At 62.3% G+C, this 20,249-nt stretch carries 17 protein-coding genes and 1 pseudogene; 9 read left to right on the forward strand and 9 right to left on the reverse strand.

Features of this window, described 5'->3' with window-relative positions; all coding sequences use genetic code 11:
• Positions 1–57 precede the first annotated feature (57 nt).
• A complete protein-coding gene (locus tag GUY23_RS18375; protein WP_166975315.1) occupies positions 58–1,533 on the reverse strand; it encodes a CCA tRNA nucleotidyltransferase in 1,476 nt (491 codons plus the stop codon).
• A gap of 131 nt (positions 1,534–1,664) precedes the next feature.
• On the opposite strand from GUY23_RS18375, the gene GUY23_RS18380 reads away from it, so the two are divergent.
• From GUY23_RS18380 to GUY23_RS18735, 8 genes and pseudogenes are all read left to right on the forward strand, one after another.
• The gene (locus tag GUY23_RS18380; RefSeq protein WP_166975318.1) at positions 1,665–2,153 is read left to right on the forward strand and encodes an NUDIX domain-containing protein; all 489 of its coding nucleotides are present in this window, start codon (positions 1,665–1,667) and stop codon (positions 2,151–2,153) included.
• A complete protein-coding gene (locus GUY23_RS18385) occupies positions 2,150–4,501 on the forward strand; it encodes a DUF6049 family protein (protein ID WP_228282569.1) in 2,352 nt (783 codons plus the stop codon). The genes GUY23_RS18380 and GUY23_RS18385 overlap by 4 nt, the downstream gene beginning before the upstream one ends.
• 3 nt (positions 4,502–4,504) lie before the next feature.
• Positions 4,505–6,124, forward strand: coding sequence for a murein biosynthesis integral membrane protein MurJ (murJ, locus tag GUY23_RS18390; RefSeq protein ID WP_166975321.1), 1,620 nt, complete (start codon positions 4,505–4,507; stop codon positions 6,122–6,124).
• A gap of 22 nt (positions 6,125–6,146) precedes the next feature.
• Entirely contained in the window at positions 6,147–8,771 is a 2,625-nt protein-coding gene (locus GUY23_RS18395; protein ID WP_166975324.1) for a protein kinase family protein, read from the forward strand.
• Positions 8,772–8,949: 178 nt separating this feature from the next.
• Positions 8,950–9,924 carry a thioredoxin-disulfide reductase gene (gene trxB, locus GUY23_RS18400; RefSeq protein WP_166975327.1) on the forward strand — a complete coding sequence of 325 codons (975 nt, stop codon included), beginning with the start codon at positions 8,950–8,952 and terminating at the stop codon, positions 9,922–9,924.
• 90 nt (positions 9,925–10,014) lie between these two features.
• Complete coding sequence (trxA, locus tag GUY23_RS18405; RefSeq protein WP_166975330.1) at positions 10,015–10,332, forward strand: thioredoxin; 318 nt, start codon at positions 10,015–10,017, stop codon at positions 10,330–10,332.
• 148 nt (positions 10,333–10,480) lie between these two features.
• Positions 10,481–10,858 (forward strand): annotated as a pseudogene (locus GUY23_RS18730) (peptidoglycan-binding protein); the annotation flags it as partial.
• A 162-nt stretch (positions 10,859–11,020) separates the two neighbouring features.
• The gene (locus GUY23_RS18735) at positions 11,021–11,569 is read left to right on the forward strand and encodes an N-acetylmuramoyl-L-alanine amidase family protein (RefSeq protein ID WP_228282860.1); all 549 of its coding nucleotides are present in this window, start codon (positions 11,021–11,023) and stop codon (positions 11,567–11,569) included.
• A gap of 2,379 nt (positions 11,570–13,948) precedes the next feature.
• On the opposite strand, the gene GUY23_RS18415 is transcribed toward GUY23_RS18735, so the two are convergent.
• Positions 13,949–15,139, reverse strand: coding sequence for a ParB/RepB/Spo0J family partition protein (locus GUY23_RS18415; RefSeq protein ID WP_228282571.1), 1,191 nt, complete (start codon positions 15,137–15,139; stop codon positions 13,949–13,951).
• 79 nt (positions 15,140–15,218) lie between these two features.
• On the opposite strand from GUY23_RS18415, the gene GUY23_RS18740 reads away from it, so the two are divergent.
• Complete coding sequence (locus GUY23_RS18740; protein ID WP_228282573.1) at positions 15,219–15,911, forward strand: hypothetical protein; 693 nt, start codon at positions 15,219–15,221, stop codon at positions 15,909–15,911.
• Here the strand turns inward: GUY23_RS18740 and GUY23_RS18420 are convergent.
• The 7 genes from GUY23_RS18420 to rpmH all read right to left on the reverse strand — a co-directional run bounded on the left by GUY23_RS18420 (position 15,828) and on the right by rpmH (position 19,934).
• Positions 15,828–16,724, reverse strand: a complete 897-nt coding sequence (locus tag GUY23_RS18420; RefSeq protein ID WP_228282579.1) for a ParA family protein — start codon at positions 16,722–16,724, stop codon at positions 15,828–15,830. The two genes, GUY23_RS18740 and GUY23_RS18420, sit on opposite strands and share 84 nt — an antisense overlap.
• 67 nt (positions 16,725–16,791) lie before the next feature.
• Positions 16,792–17,454, reverse strand: coding sequence for a 16S rRNA (guanine(527)-N(7))-methyltransferase RsmG (rsmG, locus tag GUY23_RS18425; RefSeq protein ID WP_228282586.1), 663 nt, complete (start codon positions 17,452–17,454; stop codon positions 16,792–16,794).
• A complete protein-coding gene (locus tag GUY23_RS18430; protein WP_166975339.1) occupies positions 17,447–17,992 on the reverse strand; it encodes a Jag family protein in 546 nt (181 codons plus the stop codon). The genes rsmG and GUY23_RS18430 overlap by 8 nt, the downstream gene beginning before the upstream one ends.
• An 8-nt stretch (positions 17,993–18,000) precedes the next feature.
• Positions 18,001–18,954, reverse strand: coding sequence for a membrane protein insertase YidC (yidC, locus tag GUY23_RS18435; RefSeq protein ID WP_166975342.1), 954 nt, complete (start codon positions 18,952–18,954; stop codon positions 18,001–18,003).
• A 134-nt stretch (positions 18,955–19,088) separates the two neighbouring features.
• A complete protein-coding gene (yidD, locus tag GUY23_RS18870; protein ID WP_323127141.1) occupies positions 19,089–19,526 on the reverse strand; it encodes a membrane protein insertion efficiency factor YidD in 438 nt (145 codons plus the stop codon).
• Positions 19,429–19,794: a ribonuclease P protein component gene (gene rnpA / locus GUY23_RS18445; RefSeq protein WP_208085417.1), complete on the reverse strand. Its 366-nt coding sequence runs from the start codon at positions 19,792–19,794 to the stop codon at positions 19,429–19,431. The genes yidD and rnpA overlap by 98 nt, the downstream gene beginning before the upstream one ends.
• Before the next feature lie 2 nt (positions 19,795–19,796).
• Entirely contained in the window at positions 19,797–19,934 is a 138-nt protein-coding gene (gene rpmH, locus GUY23_RS18450; RefSeq protein WP_166975345.1) for a 50S ribosomal protein L34, read from the reverse strand.
• Between the last annotated feature and the right edge of the window lie 315 nt (positions 19,935–20,249).

Raw genomic sequence — 20,249 nt, forward strand, 5'->3', positions numbered from 1 at the left:
ATCTACGCGATACCGAAGCTATCAGCACCACGCTGCGAAGAGCTCAGTGGGGGTTTCTCACCCTTCCTGCGTCTGCCACCAGGACCGCAGCTCCGCCTCGGCGCGCTCGGGTCCCAAAGGTCCGTGTTCCATCCGCAGGTCGAGGAGATGCTTGTAGGCCTTGCCCACCAGCGGCGATGGTTCGATGTCGAGGATCGCCATGATCTGCTTGCCGTCGAGGTCGGGCCGGATCGCCGCGAGCTCCTCCTGTTCGGCGAGCGCCTCGATCCGCTCTTCGAGGTCGTCGTAGGCGAACGCCAGCCGGTCGGCCTTGCGCTTGTTCCGCGTGGTCACGTCGGCGCGGGTGAGGATGTGGAGACGGGAGAGCAGGGGGCCGGCATCGGTGACGTAGCGACGCACCGCCGAATCCGTCCACCCGGCGTCACCGTAGCCGTAGAAGCGCAGATGCAGTTCGACGAGGCGGCCGACCGCCTTCGTCGTGTCCTTGTCGAAGCGCAGGGCCTTCATCCGCTTGGCCGTGAGCTTCGCCCCCACCGCATCGTGGTGGTAGAAGGTCACCGCACCGCCGGGCTGGAAGCGCCGGGTCGCGGGTTTGCCCACATCGTGCATGAGCGCCGCGAAGCGGACGACGAAGTCGGGCACGCGCAGCCGCTGCGGATCGTCATCGGCCATCCCGGCCTCCTGTTGGGCCGCGGCATAGCGGGCCTCGAGGTCGACGGCCTGACGCAGCACCGTCAGCGAATGCTGGTAGACGTCCTTGTGCCGGTGGTGCTCGTCGGTCTCCAGGCGCAGTCCAGCCACTTCGGGCAGAACGTGGTCGGCGATGCCGGTGCGCACGAGCACGTCGACGCCGGCGGCCGGGTCGATGCCCGTCATGAGCTTGAAGAGTTCGACCTGGACGCGTTCGGCGGAGATGATGTCGATCCGCTCGGCCATTGCCGTCATCGCCTCTTCCACCTCGGTGACGGGGTCGAGGCCCAGCTGTGAGGTGAATCGTGCGGCGCGCATCATCCGCAGCGGGTCGTCGGAGAAGGAGTCCGCGGCCGCGCCCGGCGTGCGGATGCGTCCGGCGACGAGGTCGTCGAAGCCGTGATGCGGGTCGACGAACGTCTTGCTCGGCAGCCGGATCGCCATCGCTCCGATCGTGAAGTCGCGGCGCACAAGGTCGGCGTCGAGGTCGGTGCCGAAGCGCACGACGGGCTTGCGCGAGTCCGACTCGTAGGCCTCAGCGCGATAGGTCGTGATCTCGATCTGCACGCCGGACTTCACCGCCCCGATCGTGCCGAACTCGCGTCCGATGTCCCAATGAGTGTCGACCCAGTCCCTGATCAGGTCCAGGATGTCATCGGGGTGTGCGTCGGTGGTGAAGTCGAGGTCGGGCATCGGGCGACCGAGCAGCGCATCACGGACCGACCCGCCGACGAGAGCGAGTTCGAATCCGGCCTGGGAGAACCTCTGGCCCAGCGGGCCGAGGATGTGCTCGAGTTCGTCGAGCTTGTCGTGCAGTCGGGTGTGCGCGGTCTGCGGATCCACCGAGCTCCTTCTTCTTGGTTCCTGCGCGTCCGGCAAGTGCCGCCCGCGTGCAGGCGGCAGTTCTCGCCACCACAAGCCTACCGGGCGCCGATGACACGGAACTTCCAAGCTTCGCCTACTAAGGTAGGAGAATGACCACACCGATGCCCAAGCCGGGACCCCGAACGTCCCGCCGCACCACGGTGGAGGAGATCTCCGCCGGTGGCATCGTCGTCGACTTCTCCCATCCGCACCTGACCGTGGCGGTCATCGCGCGGATCAATCGGGCCGGCCGGATCGAATGGTGCCTTCCCAAGGGCCATCTCGAAGGGACGGAGACCCCCGCCGAGGCGGCCCGCCGTGAGGTCGAAGAGGAGACCGGGATCACCGGGCAGATCATCTGCCCGCTGGGAACGGTCGACTACTGGTTCACCGTCACCGGCATCCGGATCCACAAACTCGTCCACCATTTCCTGCTCCGTGCACAATCGGGAACGCTGACCGTGGATAATGATCCTGACCAAGAAGCGATCGATGCGGCATGGGTGCCCTTCAACGAGCTGCGTTCGCGCCTCTCGTTCGCCAACGAACGCCGCATCGTCGCCGCCGCCCGACCGATGGTCTCCCGAATGGAGCAGTGAAACCCATTCCCGCCCGCCGCCTGCGTTTCCTCACCGCCCTGCTGAGCACTCTCTTCCTGCTCGCAGGGCCGGTTTTCGCACTTCCGCTCCTCACCGCCACCTCGGCGAGTGCCACGATGAACGCGGCCGCGAGCCCGAGCGCGAATACGGGGTCCGAGGGATCCGGTTCGGATGGATCCGGCAGCGACGCCGCGCAGGACTCCGGCATCTCAGTCCGCATCGACGAGGTGACCCCCTGGGTCGATGAGAAGGGGACGCTCACGGTCCGCGGGCTCGTGTCGAACGGCACCGAGAAGGCGATCGAGAAGCCGAGTCTGGGACTCGAGATGTCGACGCGCACCCTCGATTCGGAATCGCGCATCAGCGCGTGGAAGCAGAGTCAGGCTCGGCACCGGACCATCGCCGACCTCGAACACAACGGACCCGAGGCCCGCAAGAAGGCGAAGGGGAACAACAGCGATGACGACTCCAAGGCTCCTGCGGTCGATGCGACCTTCGATGACAAGATCGACCCGGGCGCCTCGTACGACTTCACCATCAAGATCCCCGCCGACGATCTCGGCCTGAGCACGTCCTCGCCCGTAAGCTCATGGGGTCCGCGGGGACTGGCGGTGCAGCTCGGCGACTCCACGGGCCTGCGCGCCTCGGAGATCGGCTTCACCACGTGGTACCCGAGCCCGAAGTTCGATCAGACGAAGGTCAGTCTGCTCGCTCCCGTCACTCTGCCCGGGCACTCGGAGGGCGGACTCATCGATCCCGACCGCCTCGACGACGCGATCGCCGACGGCGGTTCGCTCGCGACGGTGAAGAAGCTGCTCGAGCACAAGAAGCTCGGACTGGCCATCGACCCGCGGGTGCTCACCTCTTTCGAAGCCGCGATCGCCGAACCGCCCGACAGCGACGACCCCGACGAGACCGAAGAGCCTTCGGATCAGGACGGTGCGGAGACCCAGACCCCGCCCGCCGGTGCCGCCGAGGACACCGACGAAGACGCCAGCGAGGCCGAACTCAAAGCCGAAGAGGATCAGCGCAGACGCCTGAACTCCTGGTACCAGGACTTCGTGTCCGAGGCGCAGAAGCACACGATCGTCGCCCTGCCCTACGGTGACCCGGACCTCAGCGCTCTGCAGGGGACCAAGATCGACCGGCTCAGCGACTTCGCGCAGAAGCAGCGCTCGATCGTGTCCGACGTCTTCCCCGACGCCCGCACCGACATCGCCTGGCCGGTGGCCGGCAGTGCCACGAAGTCCGGGCTGCGGGCACTGGAGAAGACAGGCAACTCCACCGCGATCGTCAGCGACGAGCAGCAGCCGTCGACGACCGGCATCCGCGACGATGCGCATTCGCAGACGACGACCACCGACGATGGGGAGTCGACGATCGACACCCTCGTCACCGATAAGGGACTGACGGATCAGAGCGCCGAGGCGATCGCAGCCGATCATCCCGCCTCGGCGCTGTCCGAGCTCGTTGCGAAGTCGGCAGCGATCCAATCCGAAGCTCCCTATCGCACACGCGAACTGCTCGTTCCGCTCCCACGCGCGGCCGCCTCGGCGGGGTGGGAGGACGCGATCGACTCGCTTTCCTCCGCGCCCTGGATCGCCCCCACCGGGGTCGACGATCTGCTCGACTCTCCCTCCACCCAGCGCGGACTCCTCCAACAAGTCTCCGACGCACCGCACATCCGCGCACGGGCCGTGCGCTCCCTGGGCCAGACCCGCGCCGAGCAGGAGGATTTCAACAGCGTCTTCACCGACCGACAGAGCGCGGACATCCGCATGGATCGAGAGCTGCTCAGCTGCACCTCGGCGGCGTGGACCCTGGGCAGGAACGCGAACATCTGTGCGGGGGCGGCGCGCAAGCAGAGCACGAAGCTCATGGACAGCCTGCACCTGCGGAAGGGATCCTCGGTCCTCCTCGTGACCGGGGAGGAGACGACGATCCCGGTGACGATCGTCAATGATTCGCCCGCCGAGGCGAGCCTGAAGATCCGGATGAAACCGGCGACTCCGCAGCTGCGGGCGCAGGAGACGGAGACCGTGAAGGTTCCGCCGGCGGAGACGATGCGCGTCGACGTGCCCGTCGAAGGGCTGGCGAATGCCGACGTTCCGACGACGATCGACATGGTCTCTGCCGATGACGTCGTCCTACCCAAACACGAATCACTCCTGGTCAGAGTGCGTGCGGACTGGGAGAACATCGGCACTGCGGTGATCGGATTGGCGCTGGCCGCGGTGTTCGTGATCGGGTTGGTCAAGACGATCGCCCGCGGTCGCCCGAAGATTCCCGAAGACCAGCTGGCCGATGCGATGGCCCGCGCTCAGACCGACGAGAACGAAAAGAGGTAGAACGTGTCCGGATTCTCATCCCTGGCCCGGTCCTCGGCGATCATGACCGCGGGCACCCTGACCTCCCGCATCCTCGGTCTCATCAAGGCCTCGCTGCTGGCGACCGCGATCGGCGTCACCGCATCACAGGCCGACGCCTTCGATGTCGCGAACAAGGTGCCCAACACCCTCTACATGCTGCTCGCCGGCGGTGTGGTCAATGCCGTTCTCGTTCCGCAGATCGTGCGGGCGTCGAAGCGTGAGGACGGGGGCGAGGACTTCACTAACCGGTTGTTGACCTTGTCTTTCCTCATCCTGGCTGGCGTGAGCATCATCGCCACGGCCGCAGCACCCGTACTCGTATGGCTGTATTCCTCCGGGTGGAGCGATGACCAAATGGCCTTGGCTACGGCCTTTGCTTTCTGGTGCCTGCCGCAGCTGTTCTTCTACGGCCTCTACACGCTGCTGGGGCAGGTGCTCAACGCGAAGTCCTCGTTCGGGCCGTACATGTGGGCTCCCGTGCTCAACAACGTCGTCGCGATCGCCGGCCTCGCCGTCTTCATCCTCGTCTTCGGCACGAACAATACCTCCCCACACACCCTCGACACGTGGACCCCGGAGAAGATCACACTCCTCGCCGGCACCGCCACCCTCGGTGTGGTCGCTCAGGCATTCATCCTCATCTGGCCGCTCAAGCGGATCGGGTTCAAGTACAAGCCGACCTTCGGCTTCCGGGGGGTCGGACTGGGCTCGGCCGGAAAGGTCGCGTTCTGGACGTTCGCGGCCATGCTCATCGGACAGCTCGGCTTCCTCGTCATCTCCCGCGTCGCCGCCGGTGCCTCGGTTCCCGGAGAGGGGAACGCTTCGAACGCGGCATACACGAATGCCTACCTCGTCTTCATGCTTCCGCATTCGCTCATCGCGGTGTCCCTGTCCACCGCCCTGTTCACCTCTCTGAGCAGAGATGCGGCGAACAAGGACACCGCAGCGGTCGTCGGCGACTTCTCGATGGGAGTGCGGATGGTCGGAATGGTCAACGCCTTCGCTGTTGCTGCGCTAGTCGTCCTCGCCTCGCCGGTGGCGATGGTCATCGCCGGCACCGGTCGCGAACAGGCGACCGCCATCGGGCTGGTCATCATCACGATGGTCTTCGGCCTCATTCCCTTCAGCGCGAACTATCTGGCACAACGCGTGTTCTACGCCTACGAGGACGCGAAGACTCCGTTCCTCATCCAGTTGCCGCAGATCATCTTCCAGTCCCTGGCCGTCCTCTCGGCATCGATCTTCCCGAAGTCGGTGACGGTGGCGATCATCGGTCTGATCATGAGCCTCGGCTACCTCATGGCGATGATCATCTCGTTCGCCGTCCTGAAGAAGCGCCTCGGCGAAATCGATCTGCGCGAAGTCCTCACCTCACATATCAAATTCCTGCTGGCTGCGATCGTCGCCGGCGGGGCCGGCTACGGACTCCTCTTCTTCTTCCCGGATTTCTCCCTGGCCGGTCGCTGGCAGGCCTTCGTGACGACAGGGCTCGTGGGAATCGTGATGCTCGTGTTCTTCATCGGAGCTTGCTATTTGCTCAGAGTCAGAGAGTTGCATTCGATTATTGACGTGGTTGCTGGAAAACTAAGAAAAGCAGCCTGATCCCTGTCAATCCCCACCGGAGGTGGTCGCCCTGATCGATATCGAACCCGGCATGGTGGTGGCCGGCCGTTACGTCGTATCGACTGTCGACCGTCGCTGGCTGCCCGAGAAGCCCGATGTCGGCGCCGTCTGCACTGGTCTGGACGCGATCCTCGACGAACCCGTGCTCATCCTCGTCGCCGATGCCGATGGATCCCATGATGTCCTCGAGGCGGCCCGTCGTGTGTCGATCCTCGGCGATCCGCGCATCGCCCCGACGCTCGACGTCGGTCATTCGAACGGCCTGGACTACATCGTCATCAAACGGATCGCGGTCACCCCGTTCAATCAGATCCTGCCACGTTCGCCGTTGCCCGTCGACGCCGCCTGCGCCCTCATCGGAGAGGTCGGCTCGGCACTGGTGACTTCGGCCCGGCGCGGACTGTTCCACATGTTCCTGCGCCCGAGCGTGGTGGGTCTGACCTCGAAGGGTGCGGTGGTCATCGCCGGCATCGGCATCGATGCGGCACTGGCGCTGGACACCGGGCTCGTCGAGCAGAAGGACTACACGCCGACGAAGGCATCACGGCGTGACGCACTGGCTCTCGTCCAGCTCTTCTACACGGCTCTGACCGGGTACTGGCCCGGCGAGGAAGCCTTCGACGGCATTCCTCCGGCCGAGAAGGAGAACGCCCGGATCGCACGGGTCAAGGCCCTGAACCCCGAAGTCTCCGACGAACTCGACGACTTCGTCAGCGGCATCATCACGGGTTCGGATCCCGGTCCCGGCTCGGTCGCCGAGGTGCTCGGCTACATCGACACGTGGGATGCGCAGCTTCTGCGCTACGTCAATCGTGCACCGGCGACCGAGAACGAGACTCTCTTCAACCAATCACCACGCAGCTTCGACGAGGCGACGAGCCTGCCTGCGCCGCGGTCCCGGTCGATCGGTCCGGGCCCCGAGGGTTCGGCCAGCGCCAGTCAGGACCAGGTGCACGCCGCCCTCGTGCGCATCGGCATCACTCGCCCCGGCACACGCGGTCTGGCTGCAGGAGTCGTCGGCCACACCACGGGCCGCTACGCGGATCGGATGCAGATGCGTGAGGCCTCGAGCTTTCCCATCGGCAAGGAACAGCTCGACAACGCCGCCCAGGAATGGGAGGAATGGGAGCCGGAACAGACATACTCCGAATACTCGGAGTACGCCGCTCACGAATACGACGAGAACCTCACGACCCCGATCATGAACCGGGACGACGACCCCGACCCGGACACCCAGGCTCTCGAGATCGTCCCCGAGGACGAGGGCGATGAGAACGACACCCGCGTGATCATGGACAACGAGGACGACGAGGACGATGGTTCCTGGTTCCTCGGCGGGATGTTCGAGACGAACGAACAGCAGCGCGAACACCAGCGGCGAGAGTACGAACGTGAGCGCCGCATCGCGAAGGCGAAGGAAGAAGAAGCGCGCCGGCGTCTGGCCGCCTTCGAAGCGAGCTCCGCGGCCCGGCAGGAGGAGGCCAATGCCTCCTCACCTCTGAAGGAGATGCGCCGACTCTCGCCGGACACCGTCGCCGAGGCGGGTCCGGGTTCAGCCGAGAACGCGGCCTCATCGTCGACTGACGGTTCATCAGGCGGTTCGTTCGCGGGTTCCGGTTCGTCCGCTGGTTCGTCTTCGGTGAAGCCCGCCCAACGCAAGGCGGCGGGCGCACCTCGTCAACAGCACAGCGAATCTGCTGAAGGCAGGAAGCCGTCGGCACGCTCGGCTGGCTTCGGCGCGGCAGCGGCCGGCGCAGCAGGTGCCGCGGCCGTGGGTGCCGGGGCTGCTGCAGGCGGTTCTTCCGGCACCGGCGGGTCGGGTTCCGGAAGCGGATCCGGAGCCGGTCGCGGTTCGAGCGGTGATCGCGGTTCGAACCCAGCGTCCGGTTCGACCGGAACAGCAGGTGCTGCAGGGGCTTCTGCTGCCGCCACCGCTGGGGCTGGATACAGTGCCGCCGGGAGCGGAGGTTCCGCCGGCGGACCCGGTTCGTCGGGCGGCTCAGGATCGGATGACCGTGATCCGGCGGCTACGCGCAAGCCGTTCATGTGGTTGGTCCTCGGTCTCGTCGTCGTTGCAGCCATCGTCCTCAGCATCGTCATCGTCAATCTCAACTCCGGCGAGGACGAGTCAGCACCGGTGACCGAGTCGTCCGCGCCGAGTGCGGAACCGACGAAGAAGAAGGAGACGAAGGCACCGAAGGCTGAGCCGGTGACGATCGAGTCCGTCGAGTCTCTCGACCCCGAGGGTGACGGTGAGGAACACGACAGCGAGACCGAGAACGTGATCCCGAAGGCCGAGGGCGCGTGGAACACCGACCGCTACAACTCGGCGCAGTTCGGCAACCTCAAGTCGGGAGTCGGCCTGCTCTTCACGTTCGAGGATGAGGCGACCGTCAGCCGGGCCAAGGTCTTTTCGGACAGTTCGGGCGGCAAGTTCGAGATCCGTGACGGTGACGATCCGGAGGACGCGAAGGTCATCGGCGAAGGCACATTCGACGCTGACGGCAGTGTGACGGTGAAGTTCGACGAGAAGGTCACCACGGACAAGCTCATCCTCTGGGTGACCGAGCTTCCGCAGACCGAAGGCGGATACAAGGCGACCATCAGCTCCGTCGAGTTCAAGTAGGGCCCCGGCCGAATCGCCGGGACTCCGGTCGGTCGCTCGCGACCATATTCGCGGCCGTATCAGCGGCGGACAGGTGCGGAATAGTCTTCGGCACCGTACGGTTATAGATACGAATGTCATTCCGCGCGGCACGCCGTGACGCGCTGGGCACAGCAAGCAGAAACAGGGATCTTTTCACATGACTGATACTCAACTGGTGATCATCGGGTCGGGGCCGGCCGGCTACACCGCAGCTGTCTACGCAGCGCGTGCGAACCTCTCACCCGTCGTGATCGCCGGATCGGTGACCGCCGGCGGCGAGCTCATGAACACCACCGATGTGGAGAACTTCCCCGGATTCCCCGCAGGGGTGCAGGGCCCGGAGCTCATGGAGAGCATGCGTGAACAGGCCGAGAAGTTCGGCGCCGAGGTGATCTATGACGATGTCTCGAGCCTCAAGCTCAACCCAGGCGCACACGAGATCGAAACCGCACTGGGCGCCCGCTACACGGCGAAGGCCGTCATCCTCGCGACCGGCTCGGCCTATCGCGAGCTGGGTCTGCCGAACGAGAAGCAGCTCTCCGGCCACGGCGTCAGCTGGTGCGCCACGTGCGACGGATTCTTCTTCCGCGACCAGCATATCGCCGTCATCGGCGGAGGCGACTCGGCTCTCGAGGAAGCCACCTTCCTCACCCGTTTCGCTTCGAAGGTCACTCTCGTCCACCGTCGCCAAGAACTGCGCGCGTCGCAGGCGATGCAGGATCGGGCCAAAGCCGACGAGAAGCTCGAGTTCCTGTTCGACAGCGAGGTCGCTGAGGTCCATGGTGAGGAATCGCTCACGGGGCTGACCATCCGCAACACCGTCACAGGGGAGACCTCAGAACTGCCTGTCACCGGGATGTTCGTGGCCATCGGCTCCGATCCGCGCACCAGCCTGTTCGCCGATCAGCTCGATCTGCGCTCCGACGGCTACCTCAGCGTGGACGGCCGCTCATCGAGAACTTCCGTCGAAGGTGTCTTCGCCGCCGGTGACGTCATCGACTCGGTCTATCGTCAGGCCATCACCGCGGCCGGATCCGGCTGCTCTGCAGCTCTCGACGCCGAACACTACCTCGCAGACCTCGAGGCCGCCGGGAAGCCCGCAGTCGCAGAGGCTACGCCCGTCGCCTCTTGATCACCACCGCTCAGGGGCGAGTGGGGAATGAAACCGTATGCTCCACTGTTCCTGTTAGAGAAACCCGTTCCTGAAGGAGAAAGGCTGCTCATGTCGACAGAAGTCACTGACGCCACGTTCGAAGAGACCGTACTGAAGTCCGATAAGCCCGTGCTCGTCGATTTCTGGGCTCCCTGGTGCGGTCCCTGCCGCATGGTCAGCCCGATCGTCGACCAGATCGCGGAAGAGAACGCCGAGAAGCTCAACGTCGTCAAGGTCAACACCGACGAGAACCTCGAAACCGCGAGCACCTACGGAATCACCTCGATACCGGCACTCTACGTCTTCAAGGACGGGGAAGTCGCCAAGACCATCATCGGGGCACGCCCGAAGCCTGCGCTGGAGGATGAGCTCTCCGAGTTCATCTGATCGATCTCTAAGGCGCCTGTTGTAGTATCAACAGGCGCCTTAGGCATATCTGCACCAGCACACTGACCCTCGACCAGCTTCACACACGATTGGCACCGCATTGACGAACGCACACCAACCACGCTATGCGCGTGGCGATATTTCTGAGATGCTGCCAACCCTCAAATCGCAGATGGCCCGCTTGGGACTCAGTGTCGGTGACGTCGAATCAGCCGATTTCGACAGAGCTTTCGAACTCGGAGTGCGACAGTTCCAACAGGACCGGGGAATTCTCTGCGATGGGGTGCTCGGTCCAGAGACGTTTTCAGAACTCGAACAGGCCAGATACCAGCTGGGTGACCGTGTCCTCCGTTTTGACCCCGTCAGGGTTCTCACAGGCGACGATGTCGTCCGCCTGCAGACCCAGTTGGCAGGGCTCGGGTTCTATCCGGGCCGCATCGACTCCGAATACGCTGCCCTCACCGAATCAGCGGTCAAAGAGCTGCAGATGAGTCTCGGCACAAAGGTCGACGGGGTCACTGGTCCGCAGACGCTGCGCGGACTTGCCGCCATCGATCGCAACCAGGATACCGGCAATCTCTTCGCACTGCAGGAACGGGCGCGCGTGGCCGCTTCCGGAACATCTCTCGTGGGGCGCACGTTCGTCATCGAGGCGGCCACTACAGTTGTAGACTTCGAGACTCTTCCGATGACCGACAAGCAGTCGGAACTCGAGCGGCAGGTCACTTCCGATATAGCAAGTCGCCTTGTCGGCCGACTTGAGGCGATCGGCGCCGGCGCGGTACTCCTCGAGGGCGACGCAGCTGAGGTCAATCGGGCGGATGGCCTCGGAGCCTCGGCCGTCATCACAGTGACTGCCGATGTCAGCAAGTCGAAGGATGCCAATGGCATCGCGACCTTCTACTTCGGACATGAACGCAAGTCCGACCTGAATTCTCCGACCGGGGAAAAGCTTGCCGAACTCATTCAGGGTGAGGTCGTCGCACGCACCGGAATGCTGGACTGCCGCACGCATGCACGAACGTGGTCATCGTTGAAGCGTTTGAAGACCCCGAAGGTACACGTTGTCACGGGGTATCTGACGAATGAGAGCGATCGGCAGCGCTTGAGTGAGCCAAGCGTACGCGATTCGATTGCAGACGGTATTGCCGCCGGGTTGCAGCGCCTCTACATTCTTGAGGACAGGGATCCCCAGACCGGAACTCTCAGCCTCGAAGAGATCAAAGCCTTCGGCTGAGCCGTCCGTATCCTTCCGTCCTTGTGGACAAACCGCGGTCCGGTCGCCCTTGATTGAGCAGCGGCGGACCGGTCTCACTCTCTATCAGTTCTGCTGGAAGACAACCTGAACCGATTTTGCCCACCGCCTCCTATCTCCTCACTCCCAACACACCCATTCGGTGTCTAGACTCTATCGACAGGAGGAGTAACCCTCCTTGGGCAAAAGCAAACATGACGGTAGTTCGCAACGATCATCTGATCTCTCGACTCCCGTTCTACCACTGTCCCGAAGACTCGACTGCCTGCCGTCGTTGCAAACTCGACATGCGCCCGACAGACCGCACACGACCAGATCCTCTTAGGGCTCCAGGATTCCATCCTTGACCACTCATCATGTGGAGGCGTTCTTGTGCCCAGGTAGACACCGAAGTCAGACGACAACCATGTTTCACGTGAAACGTGGTCATCAAGTCTCAGGTGGGTTGACGCCTTTTCCGGCTGCACTCATGAACGATGGTAATAGCCCTCCAATCTCCAATACTGGAGTCAGATGACTCACCGTTGAGGGGCAAGATTCTCGAATAATGCCCGATCATCTCAGCGAATCTTTGTCGTCCTGGACCACTCAACCGCTGTCCGCGGCTCGTCAGATCGAGTTTCACGTGAAACACTCCGCTGACACAACGCTGCGGTGCCAATCGCTAAATCGGCCATTCAGTACCACTCAAATGTATGCGACGCAAGAATGTATGGCGACGACACGGCAGACAAATCATTCAGACGATCTCGCCAATTTTGTGAGCCTAAGTATTAAGGGGCCGGATAAAGATAGCCCGCGGACCTGCAAATGGCCCAGGATTGATCACCTACGGCCCATGTTTCACGTGAAACGCACGCTCAACTGCAATCAAGCTTGCTGCACTCTCACACCCTGTGGCCGGAAGAACAGCAGACAGAACAGCCCGCTTAGTTAGGGTCACAAGAAGTCTCATTGAAGAGACACGTGCTCCAATTGACCTCCGAGGATGATGGTCATCTTTGATGTGGATGCAGAATCGCCCGACTAGACGCCATCATAGGTCATGAGAAGCGGGAATGACGTTGTTTCACGTGAAACGCGGTTCGGTGCCCAACACACACTCTCACGGTCGCACCAATGTCGAGACCCAAGCTCGCTACAGTCGGACCCGCCGCCAATAGAACCGGATTTACCTAGAAACGTTTCACGTGAAACGTCCCGGTGAACGGCATGCAATGAAAACTCATTGCCTTGCGAGTCCGTTTCCGGTCTAGTAGCCCAGGACAACAGACACGATTCGATTGCGACCACATAACGAAGCTCTTCGTTGAACTCGACCGCCGCACCTCCAATTCCACTATCAAAAGGCAGCAAGGGGGAGGTATGTTTCACGTGAAACATGGCAGAGGTGGTCTCCTGAACGGCCCAGGAGGCACAATCAACGAGGGCTACAAAGAACAACGGTGACATATGTTCCTCAACCGGTACAAGCGCCGACCGTCTCCAGATGATCGTTTCACGTGAAACCAGCACAATCTCAACGTTAATCCGAGCCGCGTATTCTCTGCAAGAGATCCATCACTATGTCGCGTATCCTGCGAACCGACCGAGATGCACATTAACCGCAATGTCGAATCTCGTTCGTCCTCGCCGCCCAATAGCTCAGACACATCGTCACAATTGATAGGCAAGACGATACGACAACGACAGCTGGTCCAACCGCCCGCCACGTGGCCGCCCAGGAGCGGCCCATGCATCGCAAGACAGGTCCGGGAGCAGGCAGCTGGCAGGTACTGACCGTCGCTGCACAAAGGCTCACCCCATCGACAACCGCGGAGTCGGCACCGCCTCAAGGTTAAACGACCTCGAACGCACCGGAGGCCTATCTATATTGCCGCGCACGTACCCTAGGCAATTGTTTCACGTGAAACCTCAAGACACGGGGGAAAAGGCATCCTCCTGGATTGCCAAACGATTCCCCACCAAACACAACGAACTTTCCCGTTTTCCTTCTCATAACCATGGAAACGTTTCACATGAAACACCTCTTCACAAAACACAAACGTCGCTATGAGGTAAGAAACCTAACGGCACAGCGAGGACAGTCCCATTGCGGGCACGGTTGCAATTGAAACGACCACAGCAACAGGCTGACGGTCGACGACCCAATCAGTTCCCACCCAATGACATCGAGCACTGGTTCCGCGCATCCAACACAAATATGAACTGTGTCGGTGGATTCAACCACCCTAAGACGCACTCTGACCAAAACGCGCAGCGCCGACCAACAGCCGCAGATCTTTCAACCTATGCAAAAGGGCCCCGGCAACCAACGTAACCGAGGCCCTCAAGGGGTAACTACTATGAACTCACAAACTATCAGTCGGAACTGGGTTCGCCGATCCCCAACAGACCGAGAATGCGATCGAGATCCTCTTGGTTAGCGAACTCGACGCTCAGCTTGCCCTTCTTCTTACCCACAGAAATATTGACCTTCGTGTCCAAACGGTCACCGAGACGTTCGGCTACCGCCAAGAACTCCGGCGCAACCTTCGATGTTGCACGTGAAACATTGATCGAATCGCCGCGATTCAGGAGGACCACTGCCTCTTCCGACGCTCTGACCGAAAGCCCTTCCGCAACGATTCGCTGCGCCAGTACTTCCATATGCTCCGGATCGCGTAGGCCGAGAATGGCCCGCGCATGACCAGCCGAGATCACGCCGGCCGCAACACGGCGCTGCACCAAGGGTGGCAGACGCAGAAGACGAAGGGTATTGGAGATCTGAGGGCGGGATCGACCGATACGCTCGGAGAGTTCCTCCTGGGTGCACCCGAAGTCCTCAAGCAGCTGACCATACGCCGCAGCTTCTTCCAAGGGATTCAGCTCCGCCCGGTGAAGATTCTCAAGCAGCGCATCGCGAAGAAGATCAGTGTCTTCGACATACCGGATGATCGCAGGGATCGTCGACAACCCCGCGTCCTTTGTCGCTCGCAGGCGTCGTTCACCCATGATGAGCTCAAAGCGACTGCGGTCGCTGGGCTTCTGTCGAACGACAACGGGCTGCAGGACGCCGATTTCGCGAATGCTGTGGACGAGTTCAGCGAGCAGATCCTCGTCAAAGACAGTACGGGGCTGCCGCGGGTTTGCATCAATGAGGTGGACGTCGATCTCGCCGAATTCGGTATCCGGGATCGACTCGACACCGTCATACTGCTCATCAGAGTCCGTTGAAGTACCCGCCGCGCCGTCATCGTCTTCGCCGGCGTCTCCAGCAGCTGAGACTGAGTACGCGGAGGTCGAAGCAGCAGAGCCCGCTGAATCCGAGTCAGTATCCGTATCGACATCACCGCCGACCGATACTGCGTCCGTAGTATTGGCGTTAGTGGATCCGGCCGAGGCTTCAGCGTTGTCGTCGAACGCTGACGATGCGTTCGTTGCGTCATCGTCCTTGTCGTAGCCTGATGACGTGTACACACCCGGATGAGTCTCTCGCACCTCCTCCTGCACTTCGGGAACGGCCGTAGAAGGGGCTTGAGAGCCTGAGTGAGCCCCGTTATCGGTCGTCATGTCCTCATCCGCCAACGGAGCCGTCGGGGCCGCAGATTCGGGCTCTGGCGCTCGTTTCGCTGGAGCAGAGCGCTTCGTTGTGGAAGAAGCCGTTGAGGGTGCCTTGGCACCGCCCGACGTCGCAGCCTTCGAGGAAGTCGAAGACGTGCCCCGGCTCGTCGATGAGGGAGGGGACTTCGTTCCATCAGTCTTCGAACTGGCTGTCTTGGTGCTCGTGGTCTTTCCCGTCGTCGAAGTGGATGCCGAGCGAGAAGCAGCATTCTTCGAGGCGCCGGTGTCCGATGCCCTGGTCTTCGATGCCCCCGCCTTTGACGCACCAGCCTTCGATGCGCTGGACTTCGCGGAGGTCGTACGTGTCTTCGCCGATGTCGAGTCGGAGTTGGCCGATGTTGACCCGGAGGTCTTGGCGCTGCCGGTGGATTTCTTCGTCGCGGCAGCGCTCTTCGCCGTACCCGTGGCCTTTTCGGTACTCGCAGTCTTAGCCGTGCTGCCCGCTTTCGTCTTGCGACGACGGGACGACTGCATCGACGCAGCCGGATCATTGCGAGCGGACCGCGAACTCTTCTGCGCCTGCTCGCCCTCCCGTTCGGTCTCGCCTCCGGAGAAGAAGACGTCCACGGGACGCTCGCTGGAGTTCGCGTCTGGAATCAGGGCTCCGAGTCCTCGACCCAGACCCCGTTTCTTGCGTTCAGCCACGACTTACTCCTCGATTCGCAATTTCCTCGGCGGCCTCACGGTAGGAGAGCGCACCGCTCGAATGTGGGTCATATGAGATGACGGTCTGCCCGTAGCTCGGCGCCTCCGAGATCCTCACCGATCGCGGTATCGCCGTTCCGAGGACCTGTTCCGGGAAATGCGTGCGGACATCTTCGGCCACCTGCGCGCTGAGGTTCGTCCGTCCGTCGTACATCGTCAGCAGGATGGTGGTGATCGCGAGTTCAGGGTTGAGATGCTTCTGAATGAGCTGAATGTTCTTCAGCAGCTGGCTCAGGCCCTCGAGGGCGTAGTACTCACACTGGATGGGGATGAGGACCTCACGAGCGGCCACGAAGGCATTGACCGTGAGCAGTCCCAGACTCGGTGGGCAGTCGACGATGATGTAGTCGACGCGCTGACCGGCCTCTTCCTCTTCCCTGAGATAGATGCCCAGTGCACGCTGCAGACGCTGTTCCCTGGCCACCAGGGATACGAGTTCGATCTCGGCACCGGCGAGGTCGATGGTCGCCGGCACGCATTTGAGCGTGTCGAAGTCGGGGCACTGCGCAACGGCTTCGCGCATCGGCACGTCGTCGATGAGCACATCGTAGATGCTCGTGACTTCGGAATAGTGGTCGATTCCCAGTGCTGTGCTCGCATTGCCCTGCGGATCGATGTCGATGAGCAGCACATTGAGACCCTGATTGGCCAAGGCCGCTGCGATGTTCACCGCCGTCGTGGTCTTCCCGACGCCGCCCTTCTGGTTCGCGATCGTGAAGATCCGGGTCGAGTCCGGACGTGGGAAGGTCGTCTGCGACAGTCGATCCGCACGCCGGTTGTCCCGGGCAATCGCGGCACCAATGGGAGACGACTCGTCCATGATCGGCATAGGGCGCACTCCATCATCCATCGGTTTCACAAGACTCTGATCCAGCCTAGACCAACTCTACTTCGTACTATTTCTTCACGATCTCGACGACACGACTCGGGACCTCGAGGAGGCCGCCTCCATCGACGAGATGAACCGCGGGCTGTGAGAGGCGATAGCGTTTGATCAGCTTCTTCGCCTTGACCAGCTCACCCTCGACCGACGCGCCTTTGAGGGCGAGGATCCTTCCTCCGGGACTGATGACTTCGCGAGTCCATTCGATGAGAGTCGTCATGGCCTTGACAGCGCGAGCGGTGACGACCGTGAACATCTCCTCGTCGACGAGCTCTTCGACACGGGCTCGGACGATGCGAACGTTGTCCAGGCCCAGGTCGTCGACGACCATCCTCAGCCATTCGACGCGACGTTCCATCGGTTCGATGAGTACGACCTTGGCCTCGGGGCGCAGCAACGCGATCGGAATGCCCGGCAGACCCGCACCGCTGCCCACATCACCGACGACATCGCCATCGTCGATGTATTCGGCGACCACGGCGCAGTTGAGGATGTGCCTCGTCCACAGCCGGTCCACCTCACGCGGACCGATGAGGCCCCATTCGATGCCGGTGCTCGCCAGGTGCTCAGCGTAGCGCTGGGCCGCGGGGAAAGCCGCACCGAAGTACTCCTCGGTGCCGGCCGGAGGCGTTTCGATCTCGGGGAGATCAGATTCGGATGCGTCCCAGTCAGTCATCGGCGGGCCGGATGACGACATGGCGGCCGTCGCCTTCTCCCTCGGACTCGGAGACCAGTCCTGCACGTGCCGCCTGATCGTGGATGATCTTGCGTTCGAAGCTGTTCATCGGCTTGAAGGCGAACTCCTCGCCGCCGTCCCTGACCTCATCGATGGCGCGCTGAGCCTTCTTGATGAGCTCCTCACGGCGGTTGTTGCGGAATCCGTCGATGTCGAGCATCAGCCAGGAGCGCTGACCGGTCTGGGTCTGCACAGCCAGACGGCTGAGCTCCTGCAGGGCACCGAGGGTGCGTCCGTCCTTGCCCACGAGAGTGCCGAGGTTCGTGTCCTCTTCGTCTTCGCAGACGATGGACAGCTGGGCGCGACCGTCGGCGACATCGATGTCGATGTCACCGTCGATATCGGCCAGGTCCAGCAGCTCTTCGAGGTAGTCCGCGGCGATCTCGCCCTCTTCTTCGAGGAGTTCGGCGCGGCTGGGCTTCGCCGAGGTCTCCTCTGGGGTCTGCTCGGAGGTCTCGTCGATCTTCTCTTCGGTCATGTTCGTCCTCAGCGCTTCTTGTTCTTCTTGCGGTTCTTGCTCACAGGCTGCTGCCGTTGGCCGCTCTTCTTCGGGGCCTCCTCGGCAGCGGTCTCGCCCTTGATCTCATTCTGCTTCACCGTCTTGCCCTTGCGAGCCTTGCGCTCAAGCATCTCCTTCTCCGCCTTGGAGCCGGGGGCGGGCATATTGCGGATCACCATGTGCTGCTGCGCCATGGTCCAGGTGTTCGAGACCAGCCAGTAGATGAGGACACCGAGCGGGAAGTAGATGCCGCCGATGCCGAAGACGAGCGGCATGACGTAGAGAAGCATCTTCTGCGACTGCATCATCGGATTGGCCATGGCCGATTCGGACATGTTCTTCGCCATCATCTGCTTCTGCGTGATGAACATGGTCGCAGCCATGACGACGATGAGCACACCGGTGAGCAGTTTGACTGCGACGCCGGGGCTTCCGAAGGTCTCTGACAGGTGGATGCCGAAGATCGAGGAGTTCTCCGCCTGGATCGCCAACTGCTGTGTGAAGCCGCCGATGGCTCCGATGTCGCCGCTGGCGACCTTCGGCATGTTGTGGATGACGCGGAAGAGCGAGAAGAAGATCGGCATCTGCACGAGCAGCGGCAGACACGATGCCCACGGGCTGGTCTTGTTGTCGCGGAACAGGGTCATCTGCTCTTCGGCCATGGCCTGCCGCGAGTACTGGTCCTTCTTGCCCTTGTACTTGGCCTGCAGACGCTGGATCTCCGGCTGCAGCAGCTGCATCTTGCGCTGAGACTTGATCTGGTAGACGAAGAGAGGGATGAGGAGAGCACGGATGACCACGGTCAGTCCGGCGATCGAGAGCACCCAGGTCCAACCGCTGTCGGCGGGCAGGCCGATGGCGGTGAAGATCTCGTGGAAGATCGCGAGGATCCAAGCAACTACCCACTGCAGCGGGTAGAGCAGCTTGTCCATCCAGTCCATTCAGTTCTCCTCGTTACAACGACTCTTGCGCGTCGTTAATCTTGCCATTGTTCACAGGTCTTCGCGACACGACTTCTGTGCCCCGAGGCAGTCCCGCGTCGCGTACAGGTCGGGCCTGCATAGTCGAAAAGGTCTCAGCTGCGATGGTCGTCGCCGTGGATGTCTGCCGATCTGGCCCCCCGTGCGGAACCCGGCACGTGGTCGACCCCGCCGTGGGACCACGGATTGCACCGCAGCACACGCCACCCAGTTAACACCATCCCCTTGAGAACTCCGTGAATCTCGAAGGCTTCGAGACCATACATCGAGCAGCTGGGATAGTACCGACACACCTGGCCGTAGAGCGGTGAGATGATCATGCGATAGGCCCTGATGAACCATACGAACGGCATCCTCGGCCCGATCGTGAATATCCAGCCCACCGTCGGCCAGAATCCGACCGGCCGGCGGGGCACCTCGGAGACATGCTTCAGATCATGCTCGGCGTCCACGGCGTTCCAGCTTCTTCTGCGCCTTGTCGATGAGTTCGACGACCTCGGAGTCGAGGACGGAGAATTCCGCCTCGGCCGCATGCGGCAGGGCCCGCAGCACGAACAGCTCTCCCGGCCTCAGCTCGCCGAGGCGGTCACGCATGATCGCGCGCAGCCGACGTTTGGTGCGATTGCGCACCACGGCATTGCCGACGGCCTTAGATACGATGAAACCCACGCGAGTTGCGTGGGCGTCATCGGTGTCTCTCAGACTGTGTGCCATGAGATGCGCTGAGCGCACCCGGACTCCCGCTTTGAAGACTCGTCTGAAGTCCTCGCCGCTGCGGATCCGGTGTGCCGCGTCGAGCACACTCAGGCCGAAACTTCGGAACGTCCCTTGCGACGACGTGCGGCCAGGATCGAACGGCCCGCACGGGTGCGCATACGCAGACGGAAGCCGTGCTTCTTGGCGCGCTTGCGGTTGTTGGGCTGGAATGTACGCTTGCTCACTTCAGTCTCCGATTTCTAGGTTGCGGGTGAACGCCGGTGCGTTCTCACAAAAAACGGCGGTGAGAGTCTCGACCGCCGAGCACTCCTGTGCATAAGAGCCAAAGATGATCAGGATAATCGGATGAAGCCCGGTACACAGGACACTCCATCTTAGCGAGGTCGCAACCGGGCGGTCAAACGGCGGAGTCATGTTTCACGTCACTCTCGCATGAAATTCACCGGGGTTCACATCCCCGACGCCGAGCACCGTCCACAAGTCACACCCGTGTAGTTTTCCACAACCTTATCCACCCGTGTGGAGATTTGCTGGGTGAG

This window comes from Brevibacterium atlanticum, assembly GCF_011617245.1.
Taxonomy (GTDB): domain Bacteria; phylum Actinomycetota; class Actinomycetes; order Actinomycetales; family Brevibacteriaceae; genus Brevibacterium; species Brevibacterium atlanticum.

Coding starts and splice junctions, on each gene's coding strand:
- yidC (WP_166975342.1), bottom strand. CDS start 18,954: ATGGACTGGATGGACAAGCTGCTCTACCCGCTGCAGTGGGTAGTTGCT.
- GUY23_RS18430 (WP_166975339.1), bottom strand. CDS start 17,992: ATGACCGAAGAGAAGATCGACGAGACCTCCGAGCAGACCCCAGAGGAG.
- GUY23_RS18420 (WP_228282579.1), bottom strand. CDS start 16,724: ATGCCGATCATGGACGAGTCGTCTCCCATTGGTGCCGCGATTGCCCGG.
- rsmG (WP_228282586.1), bottom strand. CDS start 17,454: ATGACTGACTGGGACGCATCCGAATCTGATCTCCCCGAGATCGAAACG.
- yidD (WP_323127141.1), bottom strand. CDS start 19,526: ATGCGGCCGAGGCGGAATTCTCCGTCCTCGACTCCGAGGTCGTCGAAC.
- GUY23_RS18735 (WP_228282860.1), top strand. CDS start 11,021: ATGACCGACAAGCAGTCGGAACTCGAGCGGCAGGTCACTTCCGATATA.
- GUY23_RS18380 (WP_166975318.1), top strand. CDS start 1,665: ATGACCACACCGATGCCCAAGCCGGGACCCCGAACGTCCCGCCGCACC.
- trxB (WP_166975327.1), top strand. CDS start 8,950: ATGACTGATACTCAACTGGTGATCATCGGGTCGGGGCCGGCCGGCTAC.
- GUY23_RS18415 (WP_228282571.1), bottom strand. CDS start 15,139: ATGACGACCGATAACGGGGCTCACTCAGGCTCTCAAGCCCCTTCTACG.
- trxA (WP_166975330.1), top strand. CDS start 10,015: ATGTCGACAGAAGTCACTGACGCCACGTTCGAAGAGACCGTACTGAAG.